Source organism: Rhizobium sp. FY34, assembly GCF_005222845.1.
Classification (GTDB): domain Bacteria; phylum Pseudomonadota; class Alphaproteobacteria; order Rhizobiales; family Rhizobiaceae; genus Neorhizobium.
Genome location: NZ_STFZ01000018.1, coordinates 218,118 through 245,115, shown reverse-complemented (window position 1 = coordinate 245,115; position 26,998 = coordinate 218,118). Strand labels below are relative to the sequence as shown.

At 59.8% G+C, this 26,998-nt stretch carries 26 protein-coding genes; 16 read left to right on the top strand and 10 right to left on the bottom strand.

Going from position 1 to position 26,998, the window contains the following annotated elements; translation table 11 throughout:
- Position 1: 1 nt before the first annotated feature.
- The 6 genes from glgA (at position 2) to E8M77_RS24400 (ending at position 7,480) form a co-directional block, all read left to right on the top strand.
- Entirely contained in the window at positions 2–1,447 is a 1,446-nt protein-coding gene (glgA, locus tag E8M77_RS15405) for a glycogen synthase GlgA (RefSeq protein WP_137131513.1), read from the top strand.
- On the top strand, positions 1,447–3,075 hold the full coding sequence (locus E8M77_RS15400; RefSeq protein ID WP_137131512.1) for an alpha-D-glucose phosphate-specific phosphoglucomutase: 1,629 nt from the start codon (positions 1,447–1,449) through the stop codon (positions 3,073–3,075). The genes glgA and E8M77_RS15400 overlap by 1 nt, the downstream gene beginning before the upstream one ends.
- Before the next feature lie 181 nt (positions 3,076–3,256).
- Entirely contained in the window at positions 3,257–5,209 is a 1,953-nt protein-coding gene (gene glgX / locus E8M77_RS15395; protein ID WP_137131511.1) for a glycogen debranching protein GlgX, read from the top strand.
- Positions 5,210–5,288: 79 nt separating this feature from the next.
- Positions 5,289–5,777, top strand: a complete 489-nt coding sequence (locus E8M77_RS15390) for a MaoC family dehydratase (RefSeq protein WP_137131510.1) — start codon at positions 5,289–5,291, stop codon at positions 5,775–5,777.
- Positions 5,778–5,870: 93 nt separating this feature from the next.
- Complete coding sequence (locus tag E8M77_RS15385) at positions 5,871–7,127, top strand: cyclopropane-fatty-acyl-phospholipid synthase family protein (protein WP_137131509.1); 1,257 nt, start codon at positions 5,871–5,873, stop codon at positions 7,125–7,127.
- A gap of 224 nt (positions 7,128–7,351) precedes the next feature.
- Entirely contained in the window at positions 7,352–7,480 is a 129-nt protein-coding gene (locus tag E8M77_RS24400) for a hypothetical protein (RefSeq protein ID WP_281408198.1), read from the top strand.
- Between the two features lie 28 nt (positions 7,481–7,508).
- Here the strand turns inward: E8M77_RS24400 and E8M77_RS15375 are convergent, their stop codons facing one another.
- From E8M77_RS15375 to E8M77_RS15355, 5 genes are all read right to left on the bottom strand, one after another.
- Positions 7,509–8,057, bottom strand: coding sequence for a sarcosine oxidase subunit gamma (locus E8M77_RS15375; protein WP_137131508.1), 549 nt, complete (start codon positions 8,055–8,057; stop codon positions 7,509–7,511).
- The gene (locus E8M77_RS15370; protein ID WP_137131507.1) at positions 8,050–11,010 is read right to left on the bottom strand and encodes a sarcosine oxidase subunit alpha; all 2,961 of its coding nucleotides are present in this window, start codon (positions 11,008–11,010) and stop codon (positions 8,050–8,052) included. The genes E8M77_RS15375 and E8M77_RS15370 overlap by 8 nt, the downstream gene beginning before the upstream one ends.
- The gene (locus E8M77_RS15365; RefSeq protein WP_137131506.1) at positions 11,007–11,333 is read right to left on the bottom strand and encodes a sarcosine oxidase subunit delta; all 327 of its coding nucleotides are present in this window, start codon (positions 11,331–11,333) and stop codon (positions 11,007–11,009) included. Before E8M77_RS15365 ends, E8M77_RS15370 begins: the two co-directional genes overlap by 4 nt.
- 253 nt (positions 11,334–11,586) lie before the next feature.
- Entirely contained in the window at positions 11,587–12,840 is a 1,254-nt protein-coding gene (locus tag E8M77_RS15360; RefSeq protein WP_137131505.1) for a sarcosine oxidase subunit beta family protein, read from the bottom strand.
- Positions 12,841–12,988: 148 nt separating this feature from the next.
- A complete protein-coding gene (locus tag E8M77_RS15355; protein WP_137131504.1) occupies positions 12,989–13,972 on the bottom strand; it encodes a zinc-binding dehydrogenase in 984 nt (327 codons plus the stop codon).
- A gap of 312 nt (positions 13,973–14,284) precedes the next feature.
- Between E8M77_RS15355 and rpsU the strand changes: the two genes are divergently transcribed.
- On the top strand, positions 14,285–14,515 hold the full coding sequence (rpsU, locus tag E8M77_RS15350) for a 30S ribosomal protein S21 (RefSeq protein WP_137131503.1): 231 nt from the start codon (positions 14,285–14,287) through the stop codon (positions 14,513–14,515).
- A gap of 119 nt (positions 14,516–14,634) precedes the next feature.
- On the top strand, positions 14,635–15,528 hold the full coding sequence (locus E8M77_RS15345) for a tetratricopeptide repeat protein (protein ID WP_137131502.1): 894 nt from the start codon (positions 14,635–14,637) through the stop codon (positions 15,526–15,528).
- Between the two features lie 77 nt (positions 15,529–15,605).
- Here the strand turns inward: E8M77_RS15345 and E8M77_RS15340 are convergent, their stop codons facing one another.
- The gene (locus E8M77_RS15340) at positions 15,606–15,830 is read right to left on the bottom strand and encodes an aa3-type cytochrome c oxidase subunit IV (protein ID WP_137131501.1); all 225 of its coding nucleotides are present in this window, start codon (positions 15,828–15,830) and stop codon (positions 15,606–15,608) included.
- A gap of 308 nt (positions 15,831–16,138) precedes the next feature.
- Between E8M77_RS15340 and E8M77_RS15335 the strand changes: the two genes are divergently transcribed.
- Together E8M77_RS15335 and E8M77_RS15330 are read left to right on the top strand one after the other, a co-directional pair.
- Complete coding sequence (locus tag E8M77_RS15335; RefSeq protein ID WP_137131500.1) at positions 16,139–16,678, top strand: TRAP transporter small permease subunit; 540 nt, start codon at positions 16,139–16,141, stop codon at positions 16,676–16,678.
- Positions 16,679–16,702: 24 nt separating this feature from the next.
- Positions 16,703–18,160 (top strand): TRAP transporter large permease subunit, encoded by a 1,458-nt coding sequence (locus tag E8M77_RS15330; RefSeq protein WP_137131499.1) that lies wholly within the window; start codon positions 16,703–16,705, stop codon positions 18,158–18,160.
- A gap of 176 nt (positions 18,161–18,336) precedes the next feature.
- Here E8M77_RS15330 and E8M77_RS15325 read toward each other — a convergent pair whose 3' ends face one another.
- Complete coding sequence (locus E8M77_RS15325) at positions 18,337–19,443, bottom strand: TRAP transporter substrate-binding protein (protein ID WP_137131498.1); 1,107 nt, start codon at positions 19,441–19,443, stop codon at positions 18,337–18,339.
- Positions 19,444–19,748: 305 nt separating this feature from the next.
- On the opposite strand from E8M77_RS15325, the gene E8M77_RS15320 reads away from it, so the two are divergent.
- Complete coding sequence (locus tag E8M77_RS15320) at positions 19,749–20,507, top strand: gamma-glutamyl-gamma-aminobutyrate hydrolase family protein (protein ID WP_137131497.1); 759 nt, start codon at positions 19,749–19,751, stop codon at positions 20,505–20,507.
- 7 nt (positions 20,508–20,514) lie between these two features.
- Here E8M77_RS15320 and E8M77_RS15315 read toward each other — a convergent pair whose 3' ends face one another.
- The 3 genes from E8M77_RS15315 to E8M77_RS15305 all read right to left on the bottom strand — a co-directional run bounded on the left by E8M77_RS15315 (position 20,515) and on the right by E8M77_RS15305 (position 23,113).
- Positions 20,515–21,477 carry a 2-hydroxyacid dehydrogenase gene (locus E8M77_RS15315; protein WP_137131496.1) on the bottom strand — a complete coding sequence of 321 codons (963 nt, stop codon included), beginning with the start codon at positions 21,475–21,477 and terminating at the stop codon, positions 20,515–20,517.
- Between the two features lie 18 nt (positions 21,478–21,495).
- A complete protein-coding gene (locus tag E8M77_RS15310; protein WP_137131495.1) occupies positions 21,496–22,518 on the bottom strand; it encodes a LacI family DNA-binding transcriptional regulator in 1,023 nt (340 codons plus the stop codon).
- Between the two features lie 91 nt (positions 22,519–22,609).
- Entirely contained in the window at positions 22,610–23,113 is a 504-nt protein-coding gene (locus E8M77_RS15305) for a MarR family transcriptional regulator (RefSeq protein ID WP_137131494.1), read from the bottom strand.
- A gap of 86 nt (positions 23,114–23,199) precedes the next feature.
- Between E8M77_RS15305 and E8M77_RS15300 the strand changes: the two genes are divergently transcribed.
- The 5 genes from E8M77_RS15300 (at position 23,200) to E8M77_RS15280 (ending at position 26,945) form a co-directional block, all read left to right on the top strand.
- Entirely contained in the window at positions 23,200–23,991 is a 792-nt protein-coding gene (locus E8M77_RS15300) for a creatininase family protein (RefSeq protein WP_137131493.1), read from the top strand.
- Between the two features lie 57 nt (positions 23,992–24,048).
- Positions 24,049–24,306 carry a type II toxin-antitoxin system prevent-host-death family antitoxin gene (locus E8M77_RS15295; protein ID WP_137131492.1) on the top strand — a complete coding sequence of 86 codons (258 nt, stop codon included), beginning with the start codon at positions 24,049–24,051 and terminating at the stop codon, positions 24,304–24,306.
- Positions 24,303–24,704, top strand: a complete 402-nt coding sequence (locus E8M77_RS15290) for a type II toxin-antitoxin system VapC family toxin (protein ID WP_137131491.1) — start codon at positions 24,303–24,305, stop codon at positions 24,702–24,704. The genes E8M77_RS15295 and E8M77_RS15290 overlap by 4 nt, the downstream gene beginning before the upstream one ends.
- A 106-nt stretch (positions 24,705–24,810) precedes the next feature.
- Complete coding sequence (locus tag E8M77_RS15285) at positions 24,811–25,959, top strand: GTP-binding protein (RefSeq protein ID WP_137131490.1); 1,149 nt, start codon at positions 24,811–24,813, stop codon at positions 25,957–25,959.
- The gene (locus E8M77_RS15280) at positions 25,959–26,945 is read left to right on the top strand and encodes a WD40 repeat domain-containing protein (RefSeq protein ID WP_137131489.1); all 987 of its coding nucleotides are present in this window, start codon (positions 25,959–25,961) and stop codon (positions 26,943–26,945) included. Before E8M77_RS15285 ends, E8M77_RS15280 begins: the two co-directional genes overlap by 1 nt.
- The last annotated feature ends 53 nt before the right edge of the window (positions 26,946–26,998 follow it).

Here is a 26,998-nt window from a genome sequence, read left to right as displayed (position 1 = left end):
TATGAAGGTTCTGTCAGTTGCTTCCGAAATCTATCCGCTGATCAAGACCGGAGGCCTGGCAGACGTGGCGGGGGCACTGCCGCTGGCGCTTCAGAAACAAGGCGTTGCGACGAAGACCCTCATTCCGGGCTATCCGGCAGTGATGTCGGCGCTGAGGGACGTCGCTATCCGCATGAGCTTTGATGACCTGCTTGGCACCCATGCCGACGTGCTTGAGGCGCAGGTGGCCGGTCTCGACCTGCTGGTGCTCGATGCCCCTGCCCTGTATGATCGGGCGGGCGGGCCCTATCTCGACACGCATGGCATCGATCATTTCGACAACTGGCGACGCTTTGCCGCCCTGTCACTGGCCGGTGCCGAGATTGCCGGTGGCAAGATGCCCGGCTGGCAGCCGGATCTGGTTCATGTGCATGACTGGCAGGCGGGTCTTGTTCCCGCCTATATGCGCTTTGGCGAAACTCCGGCTCGACCAAGCGTGATGACCATCCACAACATCGCCTTCCAGGGCAATTACAATGCCAATATCTTCCCGTATCTGGGCCTGCCCGCGCATGCCTTCGATATGGAAGGCATCGAATATTTCGGTCAGGTGGGTTTTCTAAAAGCCGGCATCCAGACCGCCTGGGCGATCAGCACCGTCAGCCCCTCCTATGCCGAGGAAATTCTCACCCCCGAATTCGGCATGGGCATGGAAGGTCTCCTCAACCGGCGCGCTTTGGAACTGCACGGTATCGTCAACGGTATCGATACGGATGTCTGGGACCCGCTCACCGATGATTCGATCGGCCATCATTATTCGATCACCGATATCAAGGCCCGGCAGGCCAATAAGCGTGCGGTGGAAGCGCAGTTCGGCCTCATCGAGGATGATGGCCCGTTGTTTTGCGTCATCTCGCGGCTGACCTGGCAGAAGGGCATGGATCTGGTGGCCGAGGCCGTCGATGAGATCGTGGCACTGGGCGGCAAGCTCGCCGTGCTCGGCTCCGGCGATGCCGCCCTTGTCGGTGCACTCCAGGCATCCGCCGCACGCCATCCGGGCCGTGTGGCAATTGCCGTCAGCTATAACGAGCCGCTGTCGCATCTGATGCAGGCCGGCTGCGATGCCATTCTTATTCCCTCGCGCTTCGAACCCTGCGGGCTGACCCAGCTTTACGGGTTGCGCTATGGCTGCGTGCCGGTGGTATCGCGCACCGGCGGCTTGAACGATACGGTGATCGACGCCAATCCGGCCGCCCTTTCAACGAAAAGCGCCACCGGCATTTCCTTCGGGCCGGTCACCCTCGACAGCCTGAAACGCGCCATCCGCCGCACCGTGCGCCTCTATGGTGAAACAAAAACATGGGCTCAGATCCAGAAGCAGGGCATGAAATCCGACGTCTCGTGGGACAAGAGTGCCGCGCTTTACGCCAAGCTTTATTCCAGTCTTCTACCGAAAGGTCCGCATTGATGATCAAGACCGTCTCCACCACGCCCTATCTGGACCAGAAGCCGGGAACATCCGGCCTGCGCAAGAAGGTGCCGGTTTTTCAGCAGACGAATTATGCCGAGAACTTCATCCAGTCGATCTTCGACAGCCTGGAGGGCTTTGAAGGCAAGACGCTGGTGATCGGCGGCGACGGCCGCTACTACAATCGCGAAGTCATCCAGATGGCGCTGAAAATGGCGGCAGCCTCTGGCTTCGGCAAGGTCATGGTCGGCAAGGGCGGCATTCTCTCAACGCCGGCTGCCTCGCATGTCATTCGCAAATATGATGCCTTCGGCGGTATCGTTCTGTCGGCCAGCCACAATCCCGGCGGCCCGACGGAAGATTTCGGCATCAAATACAATATCGGCAATGGCGGCCCGGCCCCGGAAAAGATCACCGACGCGATCTTTGCACGCACCAAGGTGATCGATACCTATAAAATCGCCGAGGTCGCCGATATTGATCTCGATACGCTCGGCTCCTTCGATTTGGCCGGCATGGTGGTCGAGGTCATCGATCCGGTGACCGATTATGCCGACCTGATGGAAACCCTGTTTGATTTTTCCGCCATCCGCGATCTGATTTCCTCGGGCTTCCGCGTGGTGATCGACAGCATGAGCGCGGTCACCGGACCCTATGCCGTGGAAATCCTCGAAAAGCGCCTGGGTGCAGCCAAAGGCTCCGTGCGCAACGAAATCCCGCTTCCCGATTTCGGCCACCACCACCCGGACCCGAACCTCGTTCACGCCAAGGAACTTTATGACGACGTGATGAGCGCCGACGGCCCGGATTTCGGCGCCGCCTCCGATGGCGATGGCGACCGCAATATGGTGGTCGGCAAGGGCATGTTCGTCACGCCCTCCGACAGTCTTGCGGTGATTGCCGCCAATGCCACCTGCGCGCCGGGCTACAAGGCCGGGATAGCCGGCATTGCGCGTTCCATGCCCACCAGCGCCGCATCAGACCGCGTGGCCGAAAAGCTTGGCATCGGCATGTATGAAACACCGACCGGCTGGAAATATTTCGGCAATCTGATGGATGCCGGCAAGGTCACCGTCTGCGGCGAGGAAAGCTTCGGCACCGGCTCAAGCCATGTGCGCGAAAAGGACGGTCTCTGGGCCGTGCTGTTCTGGTTGAACATTGTCGCAGCACGCAAGGAAAGCGTGAAGGACATCGTGACGAAGCACTGGGCGGAGTTTGGCCGCAACTACTATTCGCGCCACGATTACGAGGAAGTGGACACGGATGCCGCAAACGGTCTTGTCACAGCCATTCGCGACAAACTCGCTTCGCTGCCCGGAAAGACGTTCGGCGCGCTGAAGGTCGAAAGCGCCGATGATTTCGCCTATCTTGACCCGGTCGATGGCTCGGTCTCGAAGAACCAGGGCATCCGCATTCTGTTTGAGGGCGGCAGCCGCGTGGTCTTCCGCCTGTCAGGCACCGGCACATCGGGCGCAACGCTTCGCCTTTATGTCGAACGCTACGAGCCGGACGCTGCCGGCCATGGCATCGAAACGCAGGAAGCGCTCGCCGACCTGATCGCAGTGGCCGACGAGATCGCCGAGATCAAGACGCGCACCGGTCGCGATGCGCCGACGGTGATTACCTGATCCTGGTGCCAAACAAGCTCCTTCTCCCTGGCCGGGGAGAAGGATACCGGCGCGGCTTTGGGCGATCATTAATATGCGCCGATGCATGATACCGAAAAGAGGTAGACGGACAAAGCAGCGACCCTCTCTCGCACTGCATCCCACGGGCAGCTCGGCCCCCAACATGAAAGCCGGACAGTTCATGACCCAAGGCCCGCTCGGCGCCGTCCTGACACCAAAGGGCGCTCGTTTCTCGATCTTCTCCGCCCATGCGAGCAGCATGGAGCTCTGCCTTTTCGACGAAGATGGCGAGACGGAAACGGCGCGGCTAACCATGCCGCGCGCCGATGACGGCCTTTTCATCCTGAACATCGATGGTCTTGGCGCAGGCACCCGTTACGGCTTTCGCGCCCATGGCCTTTATGAACCCGATCAAGGCCTATGGTTTGATGCCTCCAAGCTGCTGGTTGACCCTTACGCCAAGCAGCTGGACCGCCCCTTCCGCCATGATGCGAAGCTGTCGCACTTCGGCGTGGAGACAGCAGGGCTTGTACCGAAGGCCATTCTGACCTCGGAAAAACCGGTGAAACGCGAAAAGCCGCAATTTGCGCCGGGCGGTCTGATCTACGAAGTGGCGGTGCGCCCCTTCACAATGCTGCATCCGGATGTGCCGGAATACCAGCGCGGCACGGTCGCAGCCCTTGCCCATCCTGCCGTGCTTGCGCATCTGAAACATATCGGCGTTGACGCCGTGGAACTGATGCCGATCACTGCCTGGATCGACGAACGGCATCTGCCGGCGCTTGGCCTCACCAATGGCTGGGGCTATAACCCCGTCGCCTTCATGGCGCTCGATCCGCGATTGGTGCCGGGCGGCATGGCGGAACTGGCCGAAACCGTTCGTATTCTGCACGAAAACGACATCGGCGTGCTCCTCGATCTCGTCTTCAACCATACCGGCGAAAGCGACCGGCATGGTGCAACGCTGTCGCTGCGTGGCATCGACAACCTGACCTACTACCACCACATGCCCGGCGAGCCGGGGCATCTCGTCAATGATACCGGCACGGGCAATACGGTTGCCTGCGACCACCCGATGGTGCGCCAGCTGATTGTCGATACGCTGCGCCATTTCGTGCTGCATGCCGGCGTCGATGGCTTCCGTTTCGATCTCGCCCCCATTCTTGGCCGCAGCATCAACGGCTTTTCCCGTGACAGCGAGACCCTGACGGCCATCCTTACCGATAGTGTTCTGTCAGACCGGGTGATGATTGCCGAACCCTGGGACATCGGCCCCGGCGGCTACCAGCTCGGCAATTTCCCCCCGCCTTTCCTCGAATGGAACGACCGGGCACGCGATGATGTAAGGAGCTATTGGCGCGGCGATGCGGGCAAGACCGGCGTGCTGGCAAGCGGCCTTGCCGGCTCCTCCGACATTTTCTCGCGCCATGGTCTGGACCACACACGCAGCGTCAATTTTCTCGCCGCCCATGACGGTTTCACGCTGATGGATCTCGTTTCGCACCAGCACAAGCACAATGAGGCCAACGGCGAGGACAATCGCGACGGCCACAATGACAACCAGTCCTGGAACAATGGCGTAGAGGGCAAGAGCGAGGATCCGCAGATTATTGCCGCCCGGCGCGCGGATGTGGAAGCGCTGCTCGCCACACTGTTTGCCACGCGCGGCAGCGTGATGCTGACGGCCGGCGACGAAGGCGGACGCAGCCAGGCCGGTAATAACAACGCCTATGCGCAGGACAATGCCATTACCTGGATCGATTGGTCGGCGCTTGATCCGCAGCTGATCGCGCGCACGGCTGAACTTTCCCGCTTTCGCCGGCGCTTTGATGTCTTCTCAAAGGCCAGCTTTTTTACGGGGCAAAACGAGGATGTCACCTGGCTGAACGAGCATGGTCAGCCGATGAGTGTCGGCGACTGGGAGAACCCAGAGCGGGCCTATCTCGCCATGCTGCTGAAGAGTATCGACCGTCAAACGGGCCTGCCCTGCCGGCTCGCTATTCTGTTCAATCGCAGCCATGAAGTGCTGAAGACCTGGCTGCCCGGCGGCCCCTGGCAGGATCTTGCAACGAATAAGCGATTGTCGGATTTCAGCCTTCCGCCACGCTCCGTCACCTGGGCGGTGACGACGTGACGTGTGCATTGCACACTTACAGACGGGCAGGAATACTGTAAGACTTCAGATCGGTTGATCCGAATGACAAGAGGTGCCCATGGCGCGTGAAATTTCGCTCAGGGACGTGAAGGATCTGGTCGGCCAGGAGGTTGGCGTTTCCGACTGGATTACCGTTGACCAGACGATGATCGATACCTTTGCCGATGCGACGCAGGACCACCAGTTCATCCATGTGGACCCGGTACGCGCCAAGGCAGAAAGCCCGTTCGGCGGCACGATCGCCCACGGCTTCCTGACGCTCTCGCTACTGTCTGCCATGAATTACAATGCGCTTCCCACAATCCGGGAACAGCTGCTCGGGCTGAACTACGGCTTCGACAAGATCCGCTTCGGCTCTCCGGTGCGCGCCGGCAAGCGGGTTCGCGGACATTTCACGCTAACGGACATGCGGCTTCGCGGCGCCTCGATGATGATGACCACCTATGACATAACGGTGGAAATCGAGGAGGAACGCAAGCCAGCTCTGACCGCCACCTGGACGACAATCGTGCAGTTCGATCCGAAGGATCGGCCAGACGACGCTTGAGCCAGCACCCACCACTATGCATCAATCCGATTTCAACATTCCCGAATGCCGATGGTAGCGCGTTAGTTCATTTCAAAACAGCGAGGATGCTTGATGTTTCCGCTTTCGCATATGATGAAATCATTTATCCGCAAGGGTCGCCTGACGGTGATCGATGCCGAGGGAAGACGGCACGTTTTTGAAGGCACACCAGGCATCTCCGTCACCATGCGGCTGACGGATCGCAAGCTCTACCGCAGCCTCGTTTTCAACCCGGAACTTGCCGCAGGCGAAGCCTATATGGATGGCACGATGCGGTTTGAGGAAGGGTCACACCTTCGCGATTTCCTGAAGCTCTTCTCCATGAACAGGCTGTCGCTCGGGTCCTATCCGCTGCAGAAAGTGCTGCGGGCGATCAAGATGAAGTTTCGCAAGCGCCAGCAGTCGAACCGAAAAGGTCAGGCGCAGCAGAATGTTGCCCACCATTATGATCTCGGCAATGACTTCTACAAGCTCTTCCTCGACGAGAACATGCTCTATTCCTGCGCCTATTTTCGCGATCCGGGCGAGACGCTGGAACAGGCGCAACGCAACAAGCTGAGGCTGCTGGCAGCAAAACTCTGCCTGAAGCCGGGCATGAAGGTTCTGGATATCGGCTGCGGCTGGGGTGATCTGGCGCTCTATCTTGCGACACTCGAAGATGTCCACGTGACCGGCGTAACGCTGTCCAAAGAACAGCAGGCGCTGGCATCGAGCCGCGCGCAGGCGGCAGGTCTTGCAGACCGCGTCCACTTCGAACTCAAGGATTACCGCGATGTCACGCAGACATTCGACCGGATCGTCTCGGTCGGCATGTTCGAACATGTCGGCGTTCATCACTATGACGAGTTCTTCAAGAAGCTGAACGCCCTGATGCCGGATGACGGGCTCGCCGTCATTCACTCGATTGGCCATATGAGCCCACCCGGCATGGCTAGCCCCTGGTTGCGCAAATACATCTTTCCGGGCGCCTATTCGCCGGCACTGTCGGAGGTCTTCGAAGTGGTGGAACAGAACAGCCTTTGGGTGACCGATCTCGAATTCCTGCGCCTGCATTATGCCGAGACGCTGCGCCATTGGACCGAGCGCTTCGAGGCGCATCGCGACGAGGTGATCGCCCTTTACGATGAACGCTTTGCCCGCATGTGGGAATTCTACCTGATCAGCGCCGAAATGATGTTCCGCACCGGCAGTCAGATGGTGTTTCACATGCAGCTGTCACGCAACCGGGATGCAGCCCCGATCGTGCGCGACTATGTGACGGACCGGCAGCGGGACTATATGGAACGGGAGCGGCATTTCGCACCTCTTGGTACCGGACCTATGGCATGACATCGGCCGAAATGGAGCTGACAAAGCTTCCGGCGAATGCGCTGGATCGCGCCTCCACCTCATGCTTCACCATTGGCATAGCAACGCCCGTTGCAGCCATGCTTTTACGGCCTTGGTAACATCGGTATCCGATTCAGCTATGCCGTGCTATTGTATCTCATGGGTTGGCTGATGGTGTCCGTATTCCTGCATTACCTGGCAAGACGCGTCTTGAGGAAATTGGCATGATAGGTGACTGGCTTTTCATCTCGTTCGGCATTCCAGCCATTATTGCACTCTGCGCTTATATGGCTGTACGCCTTTATGAACGAGACCTGGACCGCAAGCAGAAACTGCGCCAACCCGGCGAGTGAGCTGGCGTCGCGTCAAAATCCAGACATCTCAAATCGCGGCATCTTCCGCTGCTTCGTGAAGCAGGCCAAAGGCATAGTCCGAAAACGAGCGCCAGAATTCCAGGCGAAAGGCATTCCCGGCGGTTCTGAACACCACCACCTCGATCTTGCCGAACAGGGTGCGGGCACAGGCGCCGACCGGAAACGCTTTCAGCGAAAGATCGAGCGGGCAGCCGCCATTCAGGGTTTTGGCAGCACCGGAGCCGGCAACCAGAATGGCTGTATTGCGGTGCGAGATATCGGTTGCCGAATGCAGCGCAGTGCAGGCGGAAAGTGCCGCCATCATGCCGCCCTCACCCTCATCGATCAGCAGCCATTCGTCCGGCCCGAGCCAGAGCGCATGGCGCGCGCCGGCAGAGGCCGAGGTCTTCGCCGCCATTGGCAGCTGAAGGCCGAGAACATTGGACAGGGCCTCGACATCCTCCGGCCTGGCGCGCAGCGAGACCCGTTCGGCAGGCTCAGCCGGCGTCAGGCTTGCGACGGACGAGCCGCCATGAAGACCGGCAAGCGGCAGGGTGCGGGTGGCAAGCTCAGCCATGGATACGGCCTCCTTCCTTGTCAAAAAACACCATATCGGTGACTTCGACGGCAATCGTCTTATCCTTCATCGGCACATAGAGCGTCTGGCCCATTTTCGCCCTCCCGCCGGCCACCAGCGCAAAACCGATGGAGCGGCCGAGATTTTCCGACCAATAGGCCGAGGTGACATGACCGAGCATGGTCATCGGCTTTGGTTCGTTCGGATCGGCAACGATCTGCCCGCCTTCTTCCAGAACCTCGTTCGGATCCTTGGTCAGAAGGCCGACAAGCTGCTTGCGGCCCTCGCGGATCAGATCCGGCCGTTTCAACCCGCGAATACCGACAAAATCCGGCTTCTTCTTCGACACCGCCCAGCCGAGCCCGGCGTCGTCCGGCGTCACGGTACCGTCGGTATCCTGGCCAACGATGATATAGCCCTTTTCGGCGCGCAGCACGTGCATGGCTTCCGTGCCATAAAGGCAGGCCCCCATGCTTTCCGCCCTCGCCCAGAGCGCCTTCCAGACGGATGCGCCAAAATCGGCCGGTACATTGATTTCAAAGCCGACCTCGCCGGTAAACGAGACGCGGAAAAGCCGCGCTGGCACGCCCATCACGCTGCATTCCGCCACGCTCATATGCGGGAAGGCCTCATTGGAAAGGTCCAGACCCTCAACGAAAGGCGCAATGATATCGCGCGCCTTCGGCCCCTGAACGGCAATCACCGCCCATTGTTCGGTGGTGGAGGTCAGCCACACTTTCAGGTCCGGGAATTCGGTCTGGAGGTAATCCTCCATATGCGCCATCACGCGCGGCGCACCGCCCGTCGTAGTCGTCACATGGAAGCGGTCTTCGGCAAGCCGCCCGACAACGCCGTCATCGTAGACGAAGCCGTCCTCGCGGGTCATGATGCCGTAGCGGCACTTGCCGGGTTTCAGCGTATCCCAGGCATTCGTGTAAAGAAGGTTGAGGAACTTTGCCGCATCCGGCCCGACCACTTCGATCTTGCCGAGCGTCGAGGCGTCGAAAAGCCCGGCAACCTCACGTGCGGTCTTGCACTCGCGGTTCACAGCCTGATGCATATCCTCGCCACGGCGGGGGAAATACCAGGCGCGCTTCCAGTTGCCGACATCCTCGAATTCGGCACCGGCCTTCGCCAGTTCGCCATGCAGCGGCGTCTTGCGGGCCGGATCGAACAGAGGCCCACGCGAATGCGCAATCAGCGTGCCGTAGGTGACGGGCGTATAGGGCGCGCGGAAGGTGGTGAGGCCCACCTGCGGGATCTCCTTGCCCAGCACTTCGGCAGCAATTGCCAGACCGTGCATATTGGACATCTTGCCCTGATCGGACGCCATGCCATTCGTCGTGAAGCGCTTGATATGCTCGATGGAATGCATGCCTTCGCGCACCGCAAGGCGAATATCCTTGGCCGTCACATCGTGCTGGAAATCGACGAAAGCCTTGACCGTCGTTTCCTGGCCCGCACCTTCGCCAGCCCCGATCATGCCGCCTGTCCAGCTATAGGCAGAACTGCCGGAGACGGAGATTGAGCCGCCGCCGGCAGCCACCGCCTCGGCGAGCAGGGCCGAGAGCTCGTCCGTGCCATTGCAGGCACCGATGGAAACGCCGTTCTGCACGTGGATATCCGGCAGGAAACGTTCGTTCTGCGTGTCGAATTTCAGCTTGCCGCGCGATTGCGAGAAGAGATGCACCGAAGGCGTCCAACCGCCGGACATCAAAAGCGCATCAATCTTGATCTTGCGGTTGTTGGTCGAACCGTTGCGGGCAACCGTCATGGAGGAGACGCGCAGGCGCCCTGACGTATCAATGACCGAATAGCCGGTAAGCACCTCGATGCCCAGCGCACGGGCGGCAGACAGCACTGCCTCGCCGGGCCTTGCGCGACAATCGACAATCGACACCACATCGACGCCAGCACGTTTCAGGTCGATTGCCGCCTCATAGGCACTGTCATGCGCGGTGTAGACACCGACCTTTTCGCCAACAGCCACACCATAATGATTGAGATACATCCGCGCAGCCGAAGCCAGCATGATGCCGGGGCGGTCATTATTGGCAAAGACCATATGCCGCTCGATGGCGCCCGTTGCCATGACCACTTTCTTGGCGCGCACCTGCCACAGCCGTTCGCGCGGCAGGTTTTTGGCAGGCCGAGGCAGGTGGTCGGTCACCCGCTCCACCAGGCCTATGAAATTGTGCGTGTAATAGCCAAAGGCGGTGGTGCGGGTCAGCACCGTCACATTGGCCATGGCCTTCAGTCTGACCAGCACGCCTTGCGCCCAGTCATAACCGGGCTTGCCGTCGATCATGGTGGACGTGTCAAACAAAAGCGCCCCGCCGACATCGGCCCGCTCATCGACCAGGATCACCTCGGCGCCCGTTTCAGCCGCCGACAGAGCAGCCGTCAGGCCGGCAACGCCGGCACCCGCCACCAGCACATCGCAATGGGCAAAGCGGTTGGCATAGTGATCGGGATCTTCTTCCTTCGGCGCAACACCAAGGCCAGCCGCATGGCGGATGATCGGCTCATAGATCTTTGCCCAAGCCTCGCGCGGCCACATGAAGGTCTTGTAGTAGAAACCTGCGGCAAAAAACGGCGACAGCAGGTTGTTGATCGCGCCGATATCGAAGGCAAGCGTCGGCAAGCGGTTTTGCGATCGGATGATGGCGCCATCGAACACGTCCTGCACGCTGGCGCGCACATTCGGCTGGCGGCGGGCAGCATCGCGCGCCACGTCAAGAAGCGCATTCGGCTCCTCGGGTCCGGCCGACAGGATACCGCGCGGGCGGTGATATTTGAACGAGCGACCCATCAGGTGAACGCCATTGGCGAGCAGCGCCGAGGCGACCGTATCGCCTTCCAGCGCCGAATAGGTCTTGCCATCGAAGGTAAAGCGCGCCGTGCGGGCCGGCGTCAGGCGACCGGCGCCCTTGATACGGAAGGATTTTGTCATGCGGCACCGGCGGAGTTGGCATCTGGGGAGGCGGGCTCGGCACCCGGAACAGGCTGGCGCGGCAGGCCTGCCTTGTAGGTCATGAGGAAATTGTCACTCACCGTATCGCGGATGGCGTTGAAGAAGCGACCACAGCCATGGATATGGCGCCAGCGCTCATAGGCGACGCCCTTCACATTGTCGCGCAGGAAGAAATATTCGGCGAATGCCTCATCCGAAATATCCACGATGTTTTCCGGCCTTGCGATATGCGCCTCGCCGGCCCAGCGGAATTCCAGTTCGGAGCGGTTCTCGCCGCAATAGGGGCATTTGATCAGAAACATGCGATGGGTCCCCGAACGGATTGAGTAAGCAGGCCACACAGAATGGAAGGGTCAAGTCCCCGCCCCAACCCCTCCCCACAAGGGGGAGGGGCTTCACCCGGAGCACCGTCGATTGATAAGAAGCGAAACATTGCAGCATATCCTCTCCCCCCTTGTGGGGGGTCCGAAGGACGGGTTGAGACCCGTGGCTCAATCCCGGTAGTCCGGCAGGCCAGAGGGGGAATCTTGCTGATCGGGAACATCCAGACCCCCATCAATGCGCGACGGCAGCAGCAGCCGCCTCGTCGATCAGCCGGCCGGTGCGGAAACGGTCGAGCGTCAGGCCCGACGCCAAACGATGCGGCTCACCCTTGGCAATCAGATGCGCAAACAGGTTGGCCGAACCGGGCGTAGCCTTGAAGCCGCCGGTGCCCCAGCCGCAATTGACGAACAGGTTCTGAACCGGGGTGACGCTCTGAATTGCCGAACGGTCGGGCGTATTGTCAGTAATGCCGCCCCATTGGCGCATCATCTTGACGCGCCGGAAGATCGGGAAAAGCTCGCAGATCGCATCCAACGTATGGGTGATGATCTGCAAACCGCCGGTCTGGGAATAGGAATGATACTGGTCGGTGCCGGCACCGATGACCAGTTCGCCCTTGTCGGACTGCGAAATATAGGCATGCACGGTGTTCGACATGACGACGCAGGGGAAAATCGGCTTCAGCGGCTCCGAAACCAGCGCCTGCAGCGGATTACTGGTCAGGGGCACGCGCACATCGGCCATCTGCATCAGCATGGAGGAATGGCCCGACGCCGAGACGCCGATCTTCCTCGCGCCAATAAAGCCACGGCCGGTTTCCACGCCAGTCACTTCGCCGTTTGCGCCACGGCGGATGCCGGTGACTTCGCAATTCTGGATGATGTGGACGCCGAGATCAGACGCCGCGCGCGCATAGCCCCAGGCCACCGCATCATGACGGGCCGTGCCGCCGCGCTTTTGCAGTGCCGCACCGTTGATGGGATAGCGCGCGGTTTTCGAAATATCGAGCGGCGGACAGAAGGCCTTGGCCTGTTCCGGCGTCAGCCATTCATTGTCGATGCCGTAGAGACGATTGGCATTGATATGCCGCTTGAAGCTCTGCTGGTCATGGGTGTTGTGCGACAACATCATCACGCCGCGCGGCGAATACATGACGTTATAGTTCAGCTCCTGGCTCAAACCTTCCCAAAGTTTCAGGGAATGCTCGTAGATATCCATGCTCTCTTCGTAGAGATAGTTGGAGCGGATGATGGTGGTATTGCGGCCGGTATTGCCGCCGCCGAGCCAGCCCTTCTCGATCACCGCGACATTGGTGATGCCATGCTCCTTGGCCAGATAATAGGCAGCGCCCAGGCCATGCCCGCCGCCGCCGATGATGATGACATCATAAGATGAGCGTGGTTCCGGCGAGACCCATTGCGGTTCCCATCCCTTGTGGCTGCGCATGGCCTCTCGGGCCACCGCAAAGACCGAATATTTGCGCATATCTGCCTATAGCTCCTTGGGGCCTTGAGGACCGGCCTTGGGTAGAACCATACTGATCGCAAATCAATGCGCGTCGCAATGGCTGCTTTGCGACGCATTCCGTCTCTTCTTTCGACACGCACAAAATAGTGACGCGGTGCAGCAGAGCTTATCGCGTCAAATCCAGCAGCACCTTGCCCTTGCGGCCGGGCTGCATGGCGGCCGTCATCGCCTTTGCCGCATCCGCCATCGGATAGACGCCATCCGTCTGCAAAATCATCTCGCCGCTGGCAGCCCGCGTGACCAGTTCGCCCACCAGACGGCGCATATCCTCGGGCGTCATCGTGGTCATCAGCTTGGCAAGCCAGAAGCCCTTGACCACCGCCTGCTTGAAGATCAGGTCGGCAGATGAGATCTGCATGGGCTGGCCGGACATCAGGCCAAAGGAAATCAACTGGCCGCCCTCGCCCAGAAGCGACAACAGATCGCCGGAGGCCGTGCCGCCAACGCCATCGACACCCACGGCAATCGCTGCACCATTGGTGATCGCGCCCACCTTCTCCTTCCAGCCCTCGTCAGAGGTTGCAACGACATTGCCGATGCCCAGTTCGCCAAGTTCAGCCACGGCATCTGCCCGGCGCACCAGATTGACGACATTGATGCCGCGATTGCGCGCCAGCTGCGACATGACTTTGGCTACGGCACCGGTTGCGGCATTCTGGATCAGCCACTGGCCCTTGCGGATGCCGGTAAATTCCAAAAGCGTCAGCGCGCTGAGCGGCATGGCGATCAACTGCGCCCCCGTCTCGTCGGATACATCATCGGGCAGCGGCACTACGGAAAGCGCCTGCGCAATGGCATATTCAGACCAGGCGCCCTTCAACCCGCTCGCCGCCACCCGCTGGCCCGGCTTGACATGGGTAACGCCCTCACCCAGCGCATCGATCATGCCCATGCCCTCGCTGCCGGAGCCGGAGGGAAGATCGGGCTTGTAGCCATACTGGCCGCTGATGGTCAGGAGGTCGTGATTGTGGATGGGCGACAGATGCATCTTCACCCGCACTTCGCCGGGACCGGGCTGCGGCGTGGCAAGCTCGCAGACGGCCAGAACCTCGGCGGGCTTTCCGAATATCGAATAGGTCAGACTGCGCATAATCGCTCCTGAGTTTCGCGTGATGAAATACAAGGTGCATATGGCGCAGCACGAGTGAATGGCAAATCCCCATCGCCCCCTGAGCGCCTTGGGAGAGCCGGGACAGAAGCCTGAAGCCCCTGCAAACCATGGCTTTCAACAAATCCCGGTGATTTTTCACACGCGCCGCGCAAGCCTGCTGGACTTCACAAATACCTTCTGTTATGTGCCTTCACCAATCGCGAGGCTGATCCGCCACGCAATCTCTTATTTCGTCACGGACTGGGCAGTTTCGGGGCGGTCAACTCAAAGAACCAAAGGAACGGGATTCACGTGCAGGTACTTGTCCGCGACAATAACGTCGATCAGGCTCTCCGCGCTCTCAAGAAGAAGATGCAGCGCGAAGGCATTTTCCGTGAAATGAAGATGCGCGATTATTACGAGAAGCCTTCTCAGAAGCGCGCCCGCGAAAAGGCTGAAGCCGTTCGTCGCGTTCGCAAGCTGGCACGCAAGCGCATGCAGCGCGAAGGCCTGATTGCGGCACCACGCCCCGCCGCCCGTTAATCGGTCGCTTTTTCGACGTTTTTCCGTGCTTTAAGGCGGGGGCGATATTGTTCGCCACCGCTTTTTCCGTTTACCTGCACCGTCCAATCTCCTTTGAGTGACACGAGGACCTGCGCCTGATGGCCGCCACGACCACTGTAAATCCGCATGCCGCCTGCCCTTCCTTCGAGCTGACGCGCAGAAAGCGTATTTCACGATCTGGCCTGCCGGGAGCAGCCCTTCTTCTGGCAAGCCTTGCGCTGGCTGGCTGCCAGACCAACAGCAGCACCGACCTCATCCGCCTTGATCGCGCGCAGGGCTCGGAGCAGAATATTGCCTCGTTGTCCTCGGTCATCCAGTCGAACCCGCAGGACCCGGAAGCCTATAATGTGCGCGGTACCGCCTATGGCCGCGCAGGCGATTTCAAGCGCGCACTCGAAGACTTTAACCGTGCCATCCAACTCAATCCGCGCTTCTACCAGGCCTATGCCAACCGCGGCCTTGCCAACCGCAATGTCGGCAAGCCGGCCGAGGCCGTGGCCGATTACAATACCGCGCTGCAGATCAACCCGAATTACGACGTCGCTCTGATCGGTCGCGGCAATATCTATCGCCAGGCCGGCCGCACCAATGAAGCTTTTGCCGATTTCAACCGCGCCATCCAGTTGGACACGACCGACGGTCGCGCCTTCCACAATCGCGGCCTGATCTACCAATTGCGCAACCAGCATGCTCAGGCGATCGAGGATTTCTCCCGCGCCATCTCGCTGTCGCCCTCTTCACCGGAACCCTATAACGGCCGTGGCGTCTCCTATCTGGCGCTGAATGACGACGACAATGCCTTTGCCGATTTCAACCATGCAATCGAGTTGAACGACAAGCTGGCGGAATCCTGGGCTAACCAGGCGCTGGTTTATGAACGCAAGGGTGACAAGGCACGCGCCTTGAAATCCTACAGCCACGCTATACGCCTCGAGCCGGATTACAAACCAGCACAGGACGGCGCAGCACGCACGCGCACGCCTGGCGCATGAGCGTTTTTCGAGTGATTGGCTCTTACTGAAGCCTTAGCAAAAAGCCCGGCTTGACCGGGCTTTTTCGTGGGGAAAATTCAGCGCAGCAGGTAAAAGCCGGCAGCATTGAGGATGAGGAACAATGCCGTGCCGCCCAGAAGGCCGCCCCCGGCAAAAAAACCGCCGACCATGGCAATCAGCAGGACCACCACCATCATCGTGCCCCACTTCGCGCCTGCCAGAAACAGATTATAGGTCTTTTCGTGCTCGCGATAATCCATCGCTGCGCCCGTCTCGACCGGTCCCGCCTGATGATTGTCCATTCCCATGCTCTCCCTAAAAGACCGCAACGCGCCATGCGCTGGCCAGCGGTCAAGTCCTGCCCACAGACTATAGCGCTACACAAAAACCCTTAAAAGAGCAATGCGATGGCAAAGGCCTGTTGATGGTGCAAAAATGGCGCAAACAGGCCGAATCTTAGCCCTTCGGCCCGATTGCTTTTCCCTCTGTGCGCGCATAGGAGGTTGAGCGACATATTTGGTATAGATGCGTCCGGAATGCGGCATTGCAAACGTTGCACAGAGCAGTGTTTTAGACGTAGTTAAGATGCAAGAAGCAGGGGGGACATTCCATGCAGGCTTTAATTGCAGTCAGCCGCGCAATTGACCAGGTCAGCGAAGCGATCGGCAAGGTCGCGGGTTATGTGGTGCTGGCGTGCTGCCTCGTCAGCGCAGGCAATGCCATCATCCGCTACCTGTTCAACTACAGCTCCAATGCCTGGCTGGAAATCCAGTGGTACATGTTCGGCTTCGTGGTTCTTCTGGGCGCGGCACACACGCTGCGTTGCAATGAACATGTGCGCGTCGATCTGATCTACGGCGCCATTTCGGCACGCAAGCGCCTTTGGGTTGATGCAATCGGCATCGTCCTGTTTCTGCTGCCGGCCTGCCTGTATCTGGCCTGGCAATCCTGGCCGGTTTTCGTTCTGTCCTATCTGCAGTCGGAAACATCCGCCAATGCCGGCGGCCTGATCCGCTGGCCCGTCAAGTTCATTATTTTTGCCGGCTTCGCGCTCTTGGCCTTGCAGGGCATTTCCGAACTGATCAAGCGCATTGCCGGTCTTTCCGGAATTCTTGATATCGACACCAAATACGAGAAGCCGCTGCAATAAGACGGCCCGAACGGGGGAATAACAATGTTTGATTTCGGCCTTATGCCGCCTGCAATGTTTGTGGGCATGGTCATTTTCATGCTCTACGGCTTTCCGGTCGCCTTCTCGCTTGCGGCCGTCGGTCTGTTCTTCGGCTTTCTCGGCGTGTTCACCGGACATTTCGAGCAAGCATTCCTGCAAGCACTGCCCTTGCGCATCTTCGGCATCGTCTCGAACGATCTGCTGCTGGCAATTCCGTTCTTCACGCTGATGGGCGCCATTCTGGAACGATGCGGTCTGGCGGAAGATCTGCTGGAAGGAACCGGAAAGCTGTTCGGCGCCATACCCGGCGGTCTTGCCTATGCCGTCATTCTCGTCGGCGCAATCCTTGGTGCGATCACGGGTACGGTTGCCGCATCGGTCATTACCATGGGCGTCATATCGCTGCCCATCATGCTGAAATACGGCTATAATCCCCGTCTGGCGACCGGTGTGATTGCCGCATCGGGCACGATCACCCAGGTTATTCCGCCCTCGCTCGTCCTGATCGTTCTGGCAGACCAGCTCGGCCGCTCTGTCGGCGACATGTATCTGGGTGCCATCGGGCCGTCGATCCTGCAGGTCCTGATCTTCATGCTCTTCATTCTGGTGCTGTCGATCCTGCGCCCGAAGGACCTGCCGGCCTTGCCGCCGGAAGCGCGCGGAGAGCTGAATGCCGCCCTCGTCTGGCGTGTTCTCGCCGGCATGGTACCATCCCTCGTTCTGATTTTCCTTGTCCTTGGCACCATCTTCATGGGCCTTGCCACGCCGACGGAAGCTGGCGCGCTGGGTGTCGTGGGCGCCATGGGCCTTGCCGCCATGCACCGCCGCCTCACCTGGGACCTGGTCAAGCAGGGCATGCATTCCACCATGCACATCACCGCCATGGTGGTGTTCATTCTGGTGGGCGCCACCTGCTTCAGCCTTGTGTTTCAGGGCATGAATGGTGGCCTGTGGATCGAACACATGCTGTCGCATGTTCCAGGCGGCGCCGTCGGCTTCCTGATCTTCGTCAACATCTTCATCTTCATTCTGGCCTTCTTTCTCGATTTCTTCGAGATCGCCTTCATCGTCATTCCCATGCTGGCGCCTGTCGCGCAGTCGCTCGGCATCGATCTCATCTGGTTCGGCGTGCTGATCTGCATCAACATGCAGACAAGCTTCATGCATCCGCCCTTCGGTTTTGCCCTGTTCTACCTGCGTTCCATCGCACCACGCAGCGTCAAGACCAGCGATATCTATATGGGCGCCATTCCATGGCTTTGCATGCAGCTCATCCTGGTCGCCATTGTCATCTTCTGGCCTGAAACCGTGACCTACTGGCTGGATAACTCGCCGAAGATCGATTCCAGCACGATCAAGATCGACATACCGGCATTCGGCAATTCCGACGGAAATAACCAGATGCCCAATCTGGGCCTGCCGCCGATGAACTTTGGCGAACCTCCGAAGGTCAACCCCTGACCATAAAGGGTCCGCTTGGTATTAGGCAGGCGGACCCTTTACTGGCAAATATCGCCGATATCAGATCTCAGTGACATGAGAATATTGAGGTCAAGAGGCAAGACATCTTCGCATCAAACGAAAAACCCCGGCGCCAAGGCACCGGGGTTTTTTGTTCAGCCTATAGTCACTGATGTTCAGAGCTTGCCGTTGCGCTGCTGGATCATCATGAACGTGTCATAGGTGTATTCCGACAGCTGCATCCACAGGTAACCTTCCTTCTTGAAGGCAACCTGATCTTCATAGACCTTCTTGAACCACTCGTTCTTGGCAGTGATATCGGCATAGACTTCTTTGGCGGCATTGAAGCATGCACTGAGAATATCCTGGCTGAACGGACGCAGGATCGTTCCCTGGGCCACCAGTTCCTTGATCGCGATCGGGTTCTTGATGTCGTATTTCGCCATCATATTGGTGTTGGCGAACGAGCAGGCATCCTGAAGCACGGCCTGATAGGCCTTTGGCAGGCCTTCGAACTTTTCCTTGTTCATGAAGGCATGGATAACCGGACCACCTTCCCAGAAGGCCGGGTAGTAATAATACTTGGCGACCTTGTAGAAGCCGAGCTTCTGGTCGTCATAGGGACCGACCCATTCGGCGGCGTCGATCGTGCCCTTTTCCAGCGACGGATAGATATCGCCACCGGCGATCTGCTGCGGCACGACGCCGAGCTTCTCCACGACCCGGCCGGCAAGACCGGCAATGCGCATCTTGACGCCCTTGAAATCATCGACCGTGTTGATTTCCTTGCGGAACCAGCCACCCATCTGGGCACCGGTATTGCCGGCGATATAACCGACAAGGCCATGGGTCGCATAAAATTCATTCAACAGCTTGTTGCCATTGCCCTGGTAGAACCAGGAATTCGTGAGGCGCGCATTGAGGCCGAAGGGAATAGCCGTACCGATCGCAAAGGTCGGATCCTTGCCTACATAGTAATAGGAGCAGGTGTGGCACATTTCGACCGTGCCGGCCGCAACCGCATCAGCCGCCTGCAGGCCGGGCACGATTTCGCCGGCAGCGAAGGTCTGGATGGTGAAATTGCCGTCGGTTGCAGCGGCCACATGCTTGGCGATGTCATCGGCACCGCCATAGATCGTATCCAGCGACTTCGGGAACGAAGACGTCAGGCGCCAGGTGATCTTCGGCATCGATTGCGCGATAGCCGGAGCGGCAAGCGCCACGGCACCGGCCGCACCCGCGCCGGTGACGGCGGCTTTTTTGAAGAATGAACGACGATCCATGAATAACCTCCCGTTGTTACAAGCCGCAGGCAGTCCTGTTCCCCTATCCCCGGCCTTGACCGAAGTAACCATGCCCGCAAGGTACATGCAAGCGCGCGGACACTAATCCTGCATTGCAACAGAGCTGCAGTGACCAAGACTTTCGTCTAATAAACCTTGGGTCGCTTGAATATAGAGCAGAGTGCCATGCCGGGACGAGATCCATGACCAGAGCGCGGCAGGAGCGCAGCCGGCCGGTCGGACTTGACTCGGACCAAGCGCCGGATCAAGAACGCTGCCGCCCCCCTTTGCGCGGAGATCTTTCCATGCCCATGCCGATCATTGCCATTCCTGCCGACATCCGCCAGTTGGACAAGGTCGATTGGCACGCGGTCCAGAGCCAATATATCAATGCAGCCGTGAAGGTGGCGCGGGTCATCCCGCTTCTGGTGCCGGCACTGGAAGACGGCCATGATCTGGATGCCGTCCTCGACCGGGTGGATGGCGTTCTCGTTTCCGGCTCGGCCAGCAATGTGCACCCGTCGCTTTACGGACGTGCGGCAACCGATGCCGATGGCCCATTTGACCCAGCCCGCGATGCCACTTCCCTGCCGCTCATCCGCCGCGCCATTGCGCGTGGCATTCCGCTTCTGGCCATCTGCCGTGGCATCCAGGAACTCAACGTCGCACTGGGCGGCACGCTAGCCAGCGAAATCCAGGAACAACCGGGCATCTGGGACCATCGCAAGCCGCCGGTCGAAAGCCGCGATGAGATGTATGCGATCCGCCAGAAGGTCTTCGTGCGCGAAGGCTCCTGCATTGCACAGCATCTGGGCCTTGCCGGCGCAATCGAAGTGAATTCGCTGCATCGCCAGGCGATTGCGCAGACGGCACGGAGCCTGCAGGTGGAGGCGACAGCCGAAGACGGCACGATCGAGGCCGTCTCCGTCATCGATGCACGAGGTTTTGCGGTCGGCGTGCAATGGCATCCGGAATATTGGGCGCAGACAGACAGCCCGTCACGCGCCCTTTTCGAATCCTTTGGGGACGCAGTGCGCGCCTATGCCAGCGCCAACGCCCGCTGATATCCCGTCAGCCCTTGACCGGGGTTTCCGGCACGGGCGTCAGCAGCGTGCCATCGCGGAACCAGCCGATCAGATTGTCGACCACCAGATCGGCCATGTCATTGCGGGTCGGCACGGAAGCCGATGCCACATGCGGCAGCATGGAGAGATTCGGCAGATCGAAGAAACCGGCCGGTATGCGCGGCTCGTCGTAAAAAACGTCGAGCCCGGCTGCCGCGATGACATTGGTCTTGAGAGCGGCGATCAACGCCTCATCGTCCACGCTGGTGCCGCGCCCGACATTGATGAACACGCCGTTCGCCCCAAGCGCTGCCAGCACATCGGCATTGATGATCTTGTACGTCTGCGGCGTCGCCGGAATGATCGAGATCAGCGTATCGACGGAACGCGCAAGGTCCAGCAGTGACGGCGCATAGGTATAGGGCACATCCGCGCGCTGCGTGCGCGTGTGATAGCTGATCTTCACCTTGAACGGTTCCAGCCGCTTGGCGATTTCCAGCCCAATGCGACCGAGCCCAAGAAGGCCGACATGGCGCCCCTTCAACGACAGCGGTGTGAGCGCAAACGCCCCTTCCTTTTCCCAGCGGCCTTCGCGCAGATAGGTCTCGGCCACCGGCAGGCGCCGCACGGTATTGATGAGGAGGCCGATCGTCGTATCGGCCACCTCGTCGTTCAGCACGTCCGGCGTATTGGTAACGAAAATGCCCTTGGTGCCGGCATGGCTTGCATTCACGCCATCATAGCCGACGCCGAAATTGGCGATCACCTTCAGGTTCGGCAACTGGTCGATCCAGTCTGCCGGCATGCGGTTGGTGGTGGCGACACCGGCAATCTTTGCCTTCACGGCGTCGGTAAGCTCCAGTTCAGCACCGGGCGCCGTCTGCACCACGTCGAAAGCCGCTGTGAGGCGCTCCAGTGCGCGCGGATGCATGCGGCCCGGAACGAGCACAGTGATTTTCTGTTCAGTCATGGTGTCTATCCCGTATGATCAGGCGCGAGGGCGATGGGGGCCGGTGGATTGGCGAATGCGCATCTCGGGCTTGATGAGATGGATGCCATCCGGTTCGTGGCTTCCGGCCAATCTATCCAGAAGTGCGCGCGCGGCAAGCCGCCCCACCTCGGTTTGGCCGTTCCACACCGTGGTCAAGGCCGGCGTGGCAATGGATGCTTCTTCCAGATCGTCATAGCCGGTGACGGAAATATCCTGGCCGGGAATGAGCCCGGCGCGTCCGATACCGTTCATCAACCCGATGGCCACCAGATCATTCCAGCAGACGGCAGCCGTCGGCTTCTGCGGCAAAGAAAGGAAGTGCACCGCCGCCTCGAAACCGCCCTGCTTGGAGCGCGGGCCGGGAATGCGCAGGTTCGGGTCCACCTCGATACCCGCCTTGCGCAGAGCGTTCACATAGCCCTGGTAGCGGTCGCGACCGGTGGAGGTCTGGTCCGTGCCGCCGATCATCGCGATGGTGCGGTGGCCAAGCCCGATCAGATGGTTGGTGGCCAGTGAAATGCCGTAGCTGTCATCGCCGCGATATGTCGGCAGATCGACGCCATCCATGGAACGGGCCACCAGAATGGCCGGCATGCCATTGGCTTCGGCAAGCTTCACATCCTCGATCGGCGTGCCGATAGCCGGCGACATGATGACGCCATCGCCACCAAGCTGCAGCAGCGTTTCGATGAAGGTGCGCTGCTTTTCGATCGAATCATAATGGTTGGACAGGATGAACGTATACCGGCTGCGGTCGAGCTCGCTTTCGATCGCCTTCAGGATTTCCCCGTAAAAAGGGTTCATAATGTCGTGCACGACGACGCCGATAATGCCGGAGCGGGAGGTGCGAAGGCTTGCGGCGCGGCGGTTGTAGATATAGCCCAGCGCGCGCGCCTGTTCCTTGATCTTCTCGCGCGTATCGACGGCCACAAGCGGGCTGTCACGCAAAGCAAGGGATATGGTTGCCGTCGAAAGCCCCAGGCTCTCTGCAATCGTGGACAACTTGATCTTTTGAACCATGACCCTCCCCAGGAGCACGCTGCGAACGTTTTAAAGTTTATTTAAACAGTTTAATCGCAGCGCGCAATCCTTAGTCACAGAGCCGTCATTTTCAATCTTCGTCCTCATCCACAACCGGGTCATGCCCGTGCAGATTGCGGTCCAGCGCCTTCAAAAGCTTGACCAATGTGCGCACCTCCTTATCGGAGAAATCACGGATCGCCTGTTCGCTGCTCTCGGTAATTGCGCCGTTGATACGCTCGACGCTCTGGCGACCGTTTTCCGACAGGTAGATCTTGATCAGCCGGGCATCACTGGCATCCGGGCGACGTTCCAGAAAGCCCTGCGCCTCCATGCGGCCCACCGTGCGGGTCATAGTGGGTGCCTTGACGCCAAGCCGCTGGGCAAGCTGGCCGGGCGTCTGGCCCGGCTCCTGCGCCAGTTGCAGGATGACCCCATCCTGTCCGGCATAAAGCCCGGCATCGGCTAGGTTGCGCGACAGGACCGTGCGCAGCGAACGGGCCGCCTGGGTCAGCACCGGCGCCAAGTCGCCGAAAGAGGCGAGGTCTTTCTTTTTCGACCCCTTGTCCTTCTTGTCACCCTTCTTCTTGCTCATTGCACCTGCCCGTTTGCCGCATCCATGATTATCGCTATATGCTGTGGCCAAGACTATCCATAGCGAAAGCAGGACGTTACCGCCAGATGCCGCTGCCAAAGCCCCGCTTCGACGACAACGACCCTACGATTTCACCCAAAGACCGGGCGAACTGGATTGCCGTGCTGCCGCTTGGCGCGCATGAACAGCACGGACCGCACCTGCCCTTTGATACAGACAGCCTGATTGCAGGCGGCATCGTTTCGCGTCTGATGGAGCGGCTGCCGACGGATCTGCCGGTAACCTTCCTGCCCGTGGAGCGCTTGGGCTATTCCATCGAACATATGGATGTACCGGGCAGCCGGACGCTGACCTTCAGTCAGGCGATCAACCGCTGGCTGGCGATTGCCGAAAGCCTGAGTGCCATCGGCATCCGTAAATTCGTGATGCTGAATGCCCATGGCGGCAATTCCCCCCTGCTGACCATCGTGGCAACCGAGGCCCGCGTGCGGCTCAACATTCTGGCGGTTGCCACCAGCTGGACGCGCTTTGGCCAGCCGGACGGCTGGATGACACCGGAAGACAAGACGATCGACATTCATGGCGGCGATATCGAAACCTCCGTCATGCTGGCACTGCACCCCGACAAGGTGGATATGCAAAGGGCTGCCACCTTTCCCTCACGACAGTCGGAATTTGCGCGAGACTTCCGCCATCTTCGCGCCTATGGCCCGCATGCCTTTGGCTGGAAAATGTCGGACCTCAATGTCGATGGCGTGGCCGGCAATGCCGCAGCCGCCACGGCAGAACGCGGCGAGGCGCTTATTTCCCATGCGGTGACCGGTCTTCTGGAACTGCTGGATGACGTGCGCCGGTTTGATGTTGCAACATTTGGCTGATCTTGCGCCTGAAGCGGGAACTGCATATCTTTACGTGAACATCGGAGGCATGGGACCATGCAGATTTCCGTAAAAGAGGCGCAGGAAAACCTCGCCGAACTCCTCGACCGCGTCGAAAGCGGCGAAGATATCGTCTTGACACGTGACGGGAAGATGATTGCCCGCATCATTCGCACACCACCTGCGCTCACCCGAGAGGAGTGTGAAACGGCGTTTGACAGAATTCGGGCTATGGCGCCGCCGCGAATGCCGGGTGAACCGACGGCGGATAGGAGCCATGACGATCTCCATGATGAGGACGGGCTTCCCGCGTGATTGCGGTTGATACGTCTGCGCTGCTAGCCATCCTGCTGAATGAACCTTCAGCCGAAGCCTGCAGTGCGGTGCTGAAAAATCCAGAGACTTCCTTTCTGCTTTCGGCCGGAACCTTGCTGGAGATTCAAATCGTCGCTGCGCGAAAAAGCTGTCGGCCAGGTCTGGAGGAATTGCTCGCCACGGTTCGATTTCAAGTCATCGACGTCACCACAGCGCGCGCCGAACAAGCGGCCGAAGCCTATCGGCAATTCGGCAAGAGCTTTCATGCCGCCGGGCTCAACTACGGCGATTGCTTCGCCTATGCCACTGCCAACGAATTCGATTGCCCGCTTCTCTATGTGGGCCAGGATTTTTCCCGCACGGATATTGTGCCTGCCCTCACCGCAGAGCAGACGTGATCTTATAACATACAAAAGCCTTTGAACTGCCGGACCCAAGGCCTTATATGATCGCCAACCGCTGCCGCTCCGTTCGTGAGCGCCATTCCTGTCCCCGGAGGTTCCCATGGCCGATATCGCCCCCCAGAAGCCCGTTCCCGTGACCGTTCTTACCGGCTATCTCGGCGCCGGCAAGACAACGCTTCTGAACCGTATTCTCTCGGAAAGCCACGGCAAGAAATACGCCGTCATCGTCAACGAGTTCGGCGAGATCGGCATCGACAACGACCTGATCGTCGAATCGGACGAAGAAATCTACGAAATGAACAATGGCTGCGTCTGCTGCACCGTGCGCGGCGACCTGATCCGCGTTGTGGAAGGCCTGATGCGCCGTCCCGGCCGTTTCGACGGCATTATCGTGGAAACCACCGGCCTTGCCGATCCGGTGCCCGTCGCCCAGACCTTCTTCATGGATGACGACGTGCGCGCCAAGACCGAGCTTGATGCCGTTGTGACGCTGGTTGATGCCAAGCATCTGCCGCTGCGCCTGAAGGACAGCCGCGAAGCCGAAGACCAGATCGCCTTTGCCGATGTCGTCATCATCAACAAGACCGATCTCGTGACCCCGCAGGAACTCGCCGTCATCGAAGAGGTGGTGCACGCCATCAACCCGACGGCTCGCGTCTACAAGGCGACCCGTTCCGGCGTCGATCTTTCCCGCGTTCTCGACCAGGGCGCCTTCAACCTTGAACGCGCGCTGGAAAATGATCCGCATTTCCTCGCGCACGGCCACGAAGACCATGTCTGCGGCCCCGATTGCGATCACGACCATCACGACCACGACCATCATCATGATCATGACCATGATCACCATCATCACCATCATCATGACCACGGACATGATCATGGGCACGACCACGCACATGATCACGGCCACGATCACCACCACGCCGCCCCTTCGGCCATCCATGACGTGACGGTGAAATCGATTTCGCTGCGCGGGGCCGAGATGAACCCGGACCGCTTCTTCCCCTGGATCCAGAAGATCACCCAGACGCAAGGCCCCAGCATCCTGCGTCTCAAGGGCATCATCGCCTTCAAGGGCGATGAGGAACGCTATGTGGTTCAGGGCGTGCACATGATCATCGAAGGCGATCACCAGCGCCCGTGGAAGGATGGCGAGAAGCGCGAAAGCCGCCTCGTCTTCATCGGCCGTGATCTGGACCGCGAAAAGATCGAACAGAGCTTCCTCGCCTGCCAGGCAGACCAAGCCTGATGCCGACCGTTGCCCCTTTTGATCTCGACGGCCATGTGATTGCCACGCAATTCCTGGGCGACGTACCGTTCTTTGCCACAGCCGCCGGCGAAATCCGCCGACTGGATGGCGGCGAAAAGGTGACGCAGGCGCATCAGGGCATGCTGACCTGCATCAAGGACCCGTTCAGCACGACACTGCTGACGGGCGGAGAAGACGGCAAGGTCATGCGCATTGCCGCCGATGGCAGCACCACGCAGATTGCCGAAGCGCCACGCAAATGGATCACGGTGGTGGCCGGCGGCCCGCAAGGCTCGGTCGCCTATGCCTATGGCAAATCCAGCCATGTCGTGCTGTCCGATGGCACGGCGAAGGAATTTGCCGAGGAACGCACGGTAGAGGCGCTCGCCTTTGCGCCCAAGGGCCTGCGCATTGCCGCAGCCCGCTACAATGGCGTGACGCTGCACTGGGTCAACACGACGGCCCCTGCCGCCGATCTCGACTGGAAGGGCGCCCATACGGGCGTCACCTTCTCGCCGGACGGTCGCTTTATCGTCACCCAGATGCAGGAAAATGCCCTGCATGGCTGGAAGCTCGACGGCAAGGCTGGCGAAGCGCGCCATATGCGCATGACGGGCTATCCCGCCAAGGTGAAATCGCTCTCCTGGTCGCCCAAAGGCAAATGGCTTGCCTCGTCTGGCGCGCCGGCGGCCATCGTCTGGCCCTTCTCGGCCAAGGATGGCCCGATGGGCAAGGCACCGCTGGAACTGGGCACCCGCTCGACCATCATGACCACCTGCGTTGCCTTCCACCCGGTGGAAGAAGTGCTCGCCATCGGCTTCATCGATGGCATGATCCTCGGCGTGCGCATTGCCGATGGCAAGGAAGCGCTGCTGCGCCGGCCGGGCAAGGGCGCGATTACCGCCATGAGCTGGAGCAGCAATGGCAAGCTGGTGGCTTTCGGTTCAGAAGCCGGCGATTGCGGGATCATCGATATCGCGGCGTAAACTCAGTGATGGGCCGCATCGATCCCACCCCTCGTCCTGTGGCCCACCCGTCA

Bases quoted from the DNA above. Each gene is read 5' to 3' on its own strand.
- glgA (WP_137131513.1), top strand. From the start codon at position 2: ATGAAGGTTCTGTCAGTTGCTTCCGAAATCTATCCGCTGATCAAGACC.
- E8M77_RS15400 (WP_137131512.1), top strand. From the start codon at position 1,447: ATGATCAAGACCGTCTCCACCACGCCCTATCTGGACCAGAAGCCGGGA.
- glgX (WP_137131511.1), top strand. From the start codon at position 3,257: ATGACCCAAGGCCCGCTCGGCGCCGTCCTGACACCAAAGGGCGCTCGT.
- E8M77_RS15390 (WP_137131510.1), top strand. From the start codon at position 5,289: ATGGCGCGTGAAATTTCGCTCAGGGACGTGAAGGATCTGGTCGGCCAG.
- E8M77_RS15385 (WP_137131509.1), top strand. From the start codon at position 5,871: ATGTTTCCGCTTTCGCATATGATGAAATCATTTATCCGCAAGGGTCGC.
- E8M77_RS24400 (WP_281408198.1), top strand. From the start codon at position 7,352: ATGATAGGTGACTGGCTTTTCATCTCGTTCGGCATTCCAGCCATTATT.
- E8M77_RS15375 (WP_137131508.1), bottom strand. From the start codon at position 8,057: ATGGCTGAGCTTGCCACCCGCACCCTGCCGCTTGCCGGTCTTCATGGC.
- E8M77_RS15370 (WP_137131507.1), bottom strand. From the start codon at position 11,010: ATGACAAAATCCTTCCGTATCAAGGGCGCCGGTCGCCTGACGCCGGCC.
- E8M77_RS15365 (WP_137131506.1), bottom strand. From the start codon at position 11,333: ATGTTTCTGATCAAATGCCCCTATTGCGGCGAGAACCGCTCCGAACTG.
- E8M77_RS15360 (WP_137131505.1), bottom strand. From the start codon at position 12,840: ATGCGCAAATATTCGGTCTTTGCGGTGGCCCGAGAGGCCATGCGCAGC.
- E8M77_RS15355 (WP_137131504.1), bottom strand. From the start codon at position 13,972: ATGCGCAGTCTGACCTATTCGATATTCGGAAAGCCCGCCGAGGTTCTG.
- E8M77_RS15345 (WP_137131502.1), top strand. From the start codon at position 14,635: ATGGCCGCCACGACCACTGTAAATCCGCATGCCGCCTGCCCTTCCTTC.
- E8M77_RS15340 (WP_137131501.1), bottom strand. From the start codon at position 15,830: ATGGACAATCATCAGGCGGGACCGGTCGAGACGGGCGCAGCGATGGAT.
- E8M77_RS15335 (WP_137131500.1), top strand. From the start codon at position 16,139: ATGCAGGCTTTAATTGCAGTCAGCCGCGCAATTGACCAGGTCAGCGAA.
- E8M77_RS15330 (WP_137131499.1), top strand. From the start codon at position 16,703: ATGTTTGATTTCGGCCTTATGCCGCCTGCAATGTTTGTGGGCATGGTC.
- E8M77_RS15325 (WP_137131498.1), bottom strand. From the start codon at position 19,443: ATGGATCGTCGTTCATTCTTCAAAAAAGCCGCCGTCACCGGCGCGGGT.
- E8M77_RS15320 (WP_137131497.1), top strand. From the start codon at position 19,749: ATGCCCATGCCGATCATTGCCATTCCTGCCGACATCCGCCAGTTGGAC.
- E8M77_RS15315 (WP_137131496.1), bottom strand. From the start codon at position 21,477: ATGACTGAACAGAAAATCACTGTGCTCGTTCCGGGCCGCATGCATCCG.
- E8M77_RS15310 (WP_137131495.1), bottom strand. From the start codon at position 22,518: ATGGTTCAAAAGATCAAGTTGTCCACGATTGCAGAGAGCCTGGGGCTT.
- E8M77_RS15305 (WP_137131494.1), bottom strand. From the start codon at position 23,113: ATGAGCAAGAAGAAGGGTGACAAGAAGGACAAGGGGTCGAAAAAGAAA.
- E8M77_RS15300 (WP_137131493.1), top strand. From the start codon at position 23,200: ATGCCGCTGCCAAAGCCCCGCTTCGACGACAACGACCCTACGATTTCA.
- E8M77_RS15295 (WP_137131492.1), top strand. From the start codon at position 24,049: ATGCAGATTTCCGTAAAAGAGGCGCAGGAAAACCTCGCCGAACTCCTC.
- E8M77_RS15285 (WP_137131490.1), top strand. From the start codon at position 24,811: ATGGCCGATATCGCCCCCCAGAAGCCCGTTCCCGTGACCGTTCTTACC.
- E8M77_RS15280 (WP_137131489.1), top strand. From the start codon at position 25,959: ATGCCGACCGTTGCCCCTTTTGATCTCGACGGCCATGTGATTGCCACG.